Genomic DNA, 7,861 nt, shown 5'->3' with positions numbered 1-7,861 from the left:
ACTTGTTGCAGTCGAAACATTTAGTAGTAGAAAAGATGTCGCAAAAACGATACACATGAAATTTCGTGGATAAAATTTTATATTCATCATGAAACTTACAGTTCCTCTTCTGATTTACTGCCGGCAATCTTCCAATAACCATCAGAGTAGGTGAAAAGGAAGTAGAAAGTATCGTCACTGGTATCAGTGTTAGCTTCCATATTCAATGTACCGTCGGGTTCTATGTACATAACAGTGCTCCAGAACCGACGATGCTTCATACGATACATTTTCTTTGCTTCATCGTAGATAAGCGGGCCCTCTGGCTGGTAGCTATCCAGACCATCAACAGTCCATCCCCCGCGCTGATAAAGACCCTGAATATACAGGTAGAACTCATATTCTTCTGCATCTTCCGTTACATATTTGAACGCGTAGGAGCAGTCACCGGTCTGGATCGCGTAGTTGTGCGCCACAACCCAGTCCTTCATCATGCGGTAGAGGCCTTGTTCAGTCTCGGGGTACTGTGCGGGTTCCTTGCGGGGTTCCTGGACGTTCTGCGCAGGACCGTACGTATCCGCTTTGCGGTATTCGCCGTCGGGTGCTTTGGATTTGCCTGAATATCCACGAGTCATAACAGGCTTCGGGGTGGTTGAAGCCGAAGCGGATGCAGACTCAGACGCCGCCGCAGATGCGGAGGCGGTTTCGCTCGGTGCTGCGGATGCGGTGGCTGCCGCCTCATTATTTGCCTGCTGGCCACACGCCGCAAGCAGGGCGCCCAGGCCCACAAGTGCGCCGCTGCCCAGCAGGGTACGGCGATTAAAAATGGTCGAATCCATAGAAGATACGCTCCTATCATCGGTGACGGTGTGTTGAATATGTGCATGTCAGGCTGTTATTCACAGATCGCACTGACCGCCGGAAGGAAAACAGCCCCGTAGTACGCCCAGCAAACGCATCAATGCGCCGTGGAACACTACAGTTACCACCCTACCGCATGTTTGCCGCCATTTGCATTCTTTTGGGTGCTACAGCGACGAAACATCACCATACGAACACCTCAATGTTTTATGTATCAAATAAATACCTGCACGCAAAGAATTTACATATAGTGGCGAGTGTTCCCGGGCGGAGGAATCCCCGCGGCAGGCCAGGGGAGAGCGTCGCAGACTAGGGGAGAACTCCTCATGTCAGGGAAATGAACAGCAAGCTAGGAGAGAGTAGAGCGGGTTAGAAGAACAATCGATAGGTTAGTGCCTTCACAACGGGTTTAAAACCCACGGCGAAGACACTATCCTATCGAACGCAGCATCCGCCCGAGATATAACCAGCCAACTATGGCCCTGCCTGAAGTAAATCCCAGCACCCCTCACGCCCACATCCCCACCCCTCCCCGTGCCCGCAATGTGGCGGGCAACTCATGCGGCTCACGCGGGGTGTTAGACAGTACTACACTTAAAGCGGAAGTCACATCGCCGTCACTGAAGAAAAGAGTTTTTGTGCCCACCACGACCGTACATTTGACCGACCGCATCCCTCGCGTTTCTGCTGATGAGTTGCTGGCGGGTTTCCGCCCGTCTGAGCGTTTTGGTGAAGTGTCTTTTGATAGCTACATTCCTGATCCGAATCAGCCGTCGCAGGCTGAGGCTGTGCAGAAGCTGAAGGATTTTGGCGACAAGATTAATGGTGGCGGCGCTGGTGCCGGTTTCTTCGGTCGCCTGTTTGGTGGCAAGAAGAAGGATTCGACGAAGGCTGGCCTGTACCTTGACGGCGGTTTTGGTGTGGGTAAGACTCACTTGTTGGCGTCGTTGTGGCATTATGTGGATGGCCCGAAGGCGTTCGGTACTTTTGTGGAGTACACGAACCTGGTGGGTGCGTTGACGTTCCGTAAGACGGTTGAGGCGTTGAGCAGCTACAAGCTGGTGTGTATTGACGAGTTTGAGCTGGATGATCCGGGTGATACTGTGCTCATGTCTCGTCTGATGCGTGAGCTGGCGGATGCTGGCGTGAAGCTTGTGGCGACGTCGAACACTCTGCCGGGTGCGCTGGGTGAGGGCCGTTTTGCGGCTGAGGATTTTAAGCGTGAGATTCAGGTGCTTGCTTCGCAGTTTGAGGTGCACCGTGTGGATGGTGAGGATTTCCGTCACCGTGGCCTGCCTGCTGCGCCGGAGCCTGTGGCAGACTCCGAGTTTGATGCGAAGGTTGAGGAAGTGTTCGGCGGCCAGACTGTTGGTGTTGATAACTTCGCTGACCTGGTGGAGCATCTGGCGAAGGTTCACCCCTCGCGTTACCGTCAGCTGATTGATGGCTTGGATGGTATTGCGTGGCGTGATGTTCACCCGATTACTGAGCAGTCGGTGGCGCTGCGTTTTGTGGTGTTGGCTGACCGCCTGTATGACAAGGACTTGCCGATTGTTTCTTCGGGTGTGCCTTTTGACAAGGTGTTTACTGAGGAGATGCTGGCTGGTGGTTATCAGAAGAAGTATTTCCGTGCGGTGTCTCGTTTGACTGCGTTGGCTCGTGAGGGCATGCTCGGCGAGTCTGAGTAGCCGCCGCCTGACGCTGCGAAACCCTGCAGGGTAAATCCTGCGGCGTCAATCGTGCAGCGTGAACCGCGCCGGGTAAACCGCACAGCGCGAACTGCGCCGAAAAGTTCATATAGTAAAGACCCCCGCCGGATGCTCCACGAGAGGATCCGGCGGGGGTCTTTGTTTGTCTTGGCTTGTTATGATTTGCGGGCTCGGTAAATATACGCCGCAAACAGGGAGTTAAAAACATACCGTCCGCTCCTATTGGAAAACGGACGGTGAGAAGTCAGCATCGGAAGGACGCCTTATTAAGAATCTTTCGTTACTGATTCTAGCACAGGGTCTTGGTACTTCTGCAAGTGCTTCACAGAAAAATTTTTTTGCGCTTTTTGGGGTGAGAATGACGGTTTCGGATGCGTATATGGCGTAGTCAGGTTATTGTTAGTCTCAGATGGGCGCAATAATGCTTATCAAGAGTGCAATGCCTGCACTTGATTGCAATCACTCACAAAGGAGTATGCCATGTCTACGGACATGAAGAACTACCGTATCGGTGTTGATGTTGGCGACCGCTCTGTTGGTCTTGCTGCTATCGAATTTGATGATGCTGGTTTCCCTATCCAGAAGTTGGCTTTGGTTACTTTCCGCCATGACGGCGGTCTGGACCCGACCGAGAATAAGAGCCCGAAGAGCCGCAAGGAAACTCGTGGTGTTGCTCGTCGTACGATGCGTATGAACCGTCGCCGTAAGCAGCGTCTGCGTGACCTTGATAAGGTGCTTGAGAATCTGGGTTACACCGTGCCGGAGGGGCCTGAGCCTGAGACCTATGAGGCGTGGACTTCCCGTGCGCTGCTGGCTTCTATCAAGCTGGCTAGTGCTGATGAGCTGAATGAGCATTTGGTGCGCGCTGTGCGTCATATGGCTCGTCACCGTGGTTGGGCTAATCCGTGGTGGTCTCTTGACCAGCTGGAGAAGGCGTCGCAGGAGCCGTCAGAGACTTTTGAGATTATTCTGGCTCGTGCACGTGAGCTATTTGGTGAGAAGGTTCCGGCTAACCCGACTTTGGGTATGTTGGGTGCTCTTGCCACTAATAATGAGGTTCTTATGCGTCCTCGCCGCAACTACAACGCGAAGGAAGCTAATAACCCTAAGAAGGGTGAGAAGTACCTGGCTGATTACGGCACTCAGCCGCTAATGGCCGCGAAGGTGCGCCAGGAGGACCAGCTGGCTGAGCTTCGCTGCATCTGCGAGGTTCAGGATATTGAGGACCAGTATGAGGCTCTTCGCGAAGCTGTCTTTACGCACGTGCGCCCCTACGTGCCGAAGGACCGCGTGGGTAAGGATCCGCTGAATCCCTCCGAAATCCGCGCAAGCCGCGCCTCGCTGGAGTTCCAGGAGTTCCGTATTCTTGATTCGGTGGCGAATCTGCGTGTGCGTACTGATTCTCGGTCGAAGCGCGAGCTTTCTGAAAGCGAATACGATGCTGCGGTTGATTTCCTGATGTCCTACACGGGTAAGGAACAGCCGAGCTGGGCTGATGTGGCTGAAGAGATTGGCGTCCCGGGTAACCGTCTTATTGCCCCGGTTCTTGAGGACGTTCAGCAGAAGACCGCGCCTTTCGACCGTTCGTCTGCAGCCTTCGAGAAGGCAATGAAGGCGAAGACTGAAGCACGCAAGTGGTGGGAATCGAATGATGACGACCAGCTGCGCAGTCTGTTCATTATGTTCCTTGCCGACGCAACGGATGACACTGCCCAGGCGGCTATTGAAGCGGGCCTGTATGAGCTGTTCGAGAGCTGGCCTGAAGAGGAGCGTGAAGCTCTTTCTAATATCGCCTTCGAAGCTGGCCGCGCAGGATACAGCGCGACGACGCTCTCTAAGCTGAGTGAGTACATGCACGAACACCGTGTGGGTCTTCACGAGGCCCGCAAGGCTGTCTTCGGTGTGGACGATACCTGGCGCCCGCCCCTGGCTAAGCTGGAGGAGCAGACGGGCCAGCCTACGGTGGACCGCGTTCTGACTATTCTGCGCCGCTTCGTCCTGGATTGTGAACGTCAGTGGGGCCGCCCGCAGGCAATCACGGTTGAGCATGCCCGCACCGGACTTATGGGCCCCGCTCAGCGTCAGGACATTTTGCGTGAGCAGAAGAAGAACCGCGAAGAGAACGAGCGTATTCGTAACGAACTGCGTGAGTCCGGTGTGGAAAACCCGAAGCGCGAGGATGTTCGCCGCCACCTGGTGATTCAGGAGCAGGAGTGCCAGTGCCTGTACTGCGGCACGATGATTACGACGACTACTTCTGAGCTGGACCACATCGTACCGCGTGCTGGCGGCGGTTCCTCTCGTCGCGAGAATCTGGCTGCTGTGTGCCGCTACTGTAACGCGATGAAGAGTAACACCCCGTTCTACCGCTGGGCTTCCCCGGAGAAGCTCAAGGAGACCATTGACCGTGTTCGTCAACTGAAGGCCTTTAAAGACCCCAAGAAGGCTAAGATGCTGAAGAATCAGATTCGCCGCCTCAAGCAGACTGAGGCTGATGATCCGATTGATGAGCGCTCGCTGGCTTCGACTTCGTATGCGGCTGTGGCGGTGCGTGAGCGTTTGGAGCAGCACTTTAATGAGGGCTTTGCCCTCGATGATAAGAGCCGCGTGGTGCTGGACGTTTATGCTGGCGCAGTGACGCGTGAATCCCGTCGTGCGGGTGGTATTGATGAGCGTATTCTTCTGCGCGGTGAGCGCGATAAGAATCGTTTTGATGTGCGCCACCACGCAATTGATGCTGCGGTGATGACCCTCTTGAACCGTTCGGTTGCTCTTACTTTGGAGCAACGCCATCAGTTGAGGCGTGAGTTTAACGAGACGAAGCGTGAGAATGGTTGGCGTGACTTTACGGGTCTGACTCCGGCTTCTCAGGAGAAGTTCTTGGAGTGGAAGAAGGCCGCTACGGTTTTGGGTGACCTGTTGGCTGAGGCTATCGAGGATGACTCTATTGCGGTGGTGAGCCCGCTTCGTTTGCGTCCGCAGAACGGCGCGGTGCATAAGGACACTATCGCCGCGGTGAAGAAGCAGACTTTGGGCTCTGCCTGGTCTGCTGATGCTGTGAAGCGCATTGTTGACCCGGAAATTTATCTGGCGATGAAGGATGCTCTCGGTAAGTTGAAGGAGCTTCCTGAGGATTCTGCTCGTTCGCTTGAGCTGTCGGATGGCCGCTTTGTTGAGGCTGATGATGAGGTGCTGTTCTTCCCGAAGAATGCTGCGTCGATTTTGACTCCTCGTGGTGTGGCTGAGATTGGTGAGTCTATTCATCATGCTCGCTTGTACGGCTGGTTGACGAAGAAGGGCGACCTGAAGGTCGGTATGCTTCGCGTGTATGGTGCGGAGTTCCCGTGGCTGATGCGTGAGAGCGGTAGCCGCAACGTTTTGAGTATGCCGATTCACCGGGGTTCTCAGTCGTTCCGTGGCATGCAGGACGCCGTACGTAAGGTTGTTGAGAGCGGTGAAGCGGTTGAGTTCGCATGGATTACTCAGAATGATGAGTTGGAGTTTGATCCGGCTGATTACATCGCTCACGGTGGTGACGATGATTTGCGACGTTTCTTGGAATATATGCCAGAGTGCCGTTGGCGTGTTGACGGTTTCTACGATGTGGGGCGCCTCCGTATTCGTCCGGCTTTGCTCTCACGTGAACAGTTCCCCCTGGATATTCAGCGCAGTCTTGATGAGAAGAAACCGCTAACCGTAGAACAGCAGGTAATTGTTAAATCCCTTGAGAAGGGGCTAGCAATTAGCCTGGGTAACCTTATGGGACTGGAAACTATGAGGGTTATCCGCCGCAATAACTTGGGCTTCCCTCGTTGGCGTGGTAACGGTAGCCTGCCGACCTCGTTCGAAGTCCGCTCTTCGGCATTGCACGCTCTGGGCGTGGAAAGCTAGGAGAGCGTGATGGATAGTAAGTGGCGTGTTCTTGATTTCACTGCCTATGAGGGCTTCCTGTCGTATGAGAGGGGGCGAATCGTGGCGGGGGAGCGGAGCACGCCACTTGCTGAGGTCGATTTTATCCTCCTTGGTATGGGGTGCTCCTGGGGTTACGGCCTGGTCGCTGGCCTGGAACGTTTTGACGTTGCTGCCGCGATTTGTGATTGGCGTAATCAGCCGATTTCTACGTTGTATCACTGGTCTGAGAATACGAAGGTGTTTACTCGTCATGAGGCTCAGGCTGAGTTGAGTGTGCCGCGTGCGAAGAATGCGTGGATGCAGATTGTGAAGGCTAAACTTCGGGGTCAGGCGAATTGTCTTGATGCGATGGGACGGCAGGGGGCTGCGGATATTCGCGCGTTGGCTCGTTCGGTGCGTTCTGGTGACCCGTCGAATGCTGAGGCTCAGGGGGCGCGCCTGTACTGGGGTGCGTTCCTTCCTGAGCAGGGATTCCGTCGTCAGCAGCTCTCGGAGGACGCGGTGAATGGAATGCTCAATTATGGGTATACGATTCTTCGCGGCAGGGTTTTGACTCGTGTGATTGCTGCGGGTTTGTGCCCTACGCTGTCGCTGTTTCACCGTCATCGTTCGAATGCTTTTGCGCTGGTCGATGATTTGGTGGAGCCGTTCCGCCCCGCTGTGGATTTTGCGGTGTATCAGTTGATTTCTACTGGTTCTACTGAACTTGGTCGGCAGGAGAAGGCGGCTCTGGTTCAGGTGTTGTCTGATGCGGCGAATGGTGATTCGCCGTTTAAGCTCCGTACGGTGATGGAGGATTTTTGTTCTGAGTTTGCTCTCTATGTTGAGGGTAAGCGTGATAGGTTGTCGGTTCCGGTGTGGGAGCTGACGACTGCTGAGGAGTTGCGTGAGGATGGCTGATTCTGTGTGGTTAATGGTGATGTTTGATTTGCCGGTGAAGACGAAGAACGAGCGGAAGTTGGCGAATCGTTATCGTCATGTTCTGTTGGATTTGGGTTTTGATCGTATGCAGTTGAGTGTGTATGCGAAGTACTATCTGAATGGGAATGCGACGGGGTCTGATTTGTTCCGGTTGCAGGTTGAGGTTCCGCCGGGTGGTGCGATTCGTATTATGCGTTTTACGGATGCTCAGTGGGCTGGGTCGATCCGACATTTGGGGCCGGAGGTGCAGCAGATGGAGGAGAAGCCGGAGGCTTTAGATATTTTCTAGCTGAGCTTCACAAAAAATGAACCGGTGGGTAGCAAGCAAACATGGCTGCTACCCACCGGTTCATTTTTCCTTTCGGATCTCGTCTGGAGATGAGCTCTGATGCAGGTATGGGGCAGTTTTTCTTGCGAAAAACTACCCCATTTATGCCCCTGACTAGGGGGAACACTCGATTACTTAAGTATATCAAGGC

5 protein-coding genes are annotated in these 7,861 nt (G+C 54.2%); 4 read left to right on the top strand and 1 reads right to left on the bottom strand.

The window, feature by feature from the left end:
* Positions 1 to 95: 95 nt before the first annotated feature.
* Positions 96 to 818 (bottom strand): DUF6318 family protein, encoded by a 723-nt coding sequence (locus QZ540_RS07625; RefSeq protein WP_294628934.1) that lies wholly within the window; start codon positions 816 to 818, stop codon positions 96 to 98.
* A gap of 660 nt (positions 819 to 1,478) precedes the next feature.
* Between QZ540_RS07625 and zapE the strand changes: the two genes are divergently transcribed.
* The 4 genes from zapE (at position 1,479) to cas2 (ending at position 7,671) form a co-directional block, all read left to right on the top strand.
* Complete coding sequence (gene zapE / locus QZ540_RS07620) at positions 1,479 to 2,528, top strand: cell division protein ZapE (protein WP_294628932.1); 1,050 nt, start codon at positions 1,479 to 1,481, stop codon at positions 2,526 to 2,528.
* A gap of 501 nt (positions 2,529 to 3,029) precedes the next feature.
* Complete coding sequence (gene cas9 / locus QZ540_RS07615; protein WP_294628930.1) at positions 3,030 to 6,440, top strand: type II CRISPR RNA-guided endonuclease Cas9; 3,411 nt, start codon at positions 3,030 to 3,032, stop codon at positions 6,438 to 6,440.
* Positions 6,441 to 6,449: 9 nt separating this feature from the next.
* Entirely contained in the window at positions 6,450 to 7,361 is a 912-nt protein-coding gene (cas1, locus tag QZ540_RS07610; RefSeq protein WP_294628928.1) for a type II CRISPR-associated endonuclease Cas1, read from the top strand.
* A complete protein-coding gene (gene cas2, locus QZ540_RS07605; protein WP_294628926.1) occupies positions 7,354 to 7,671 on the top strand; it encodes a CRISPR-associated endonuclease Cas2 in 318 nt (105 codons plus the stop codon). The genes cas1 and cas2 overlap by 8 nt, the downstream gene beginning before the upstream one ends.
* Positions 7,672 to 7,861: the final 190 nt, after the last annotated feature.

It is taken from the genome of uncultured Rothia sp. (genome assembly GCF_916049665.1).
Classification (GTDB): Bacteria; Actinomycetota; Actinomycetes; order Actinomycetales; family Micrococcaceae; genus Rothia.
The sequence above is the reverse complement of the archived record's forward strand: the minus strand, read 5'-3'. Positions and strand labels throughout refer to the sequence as shown.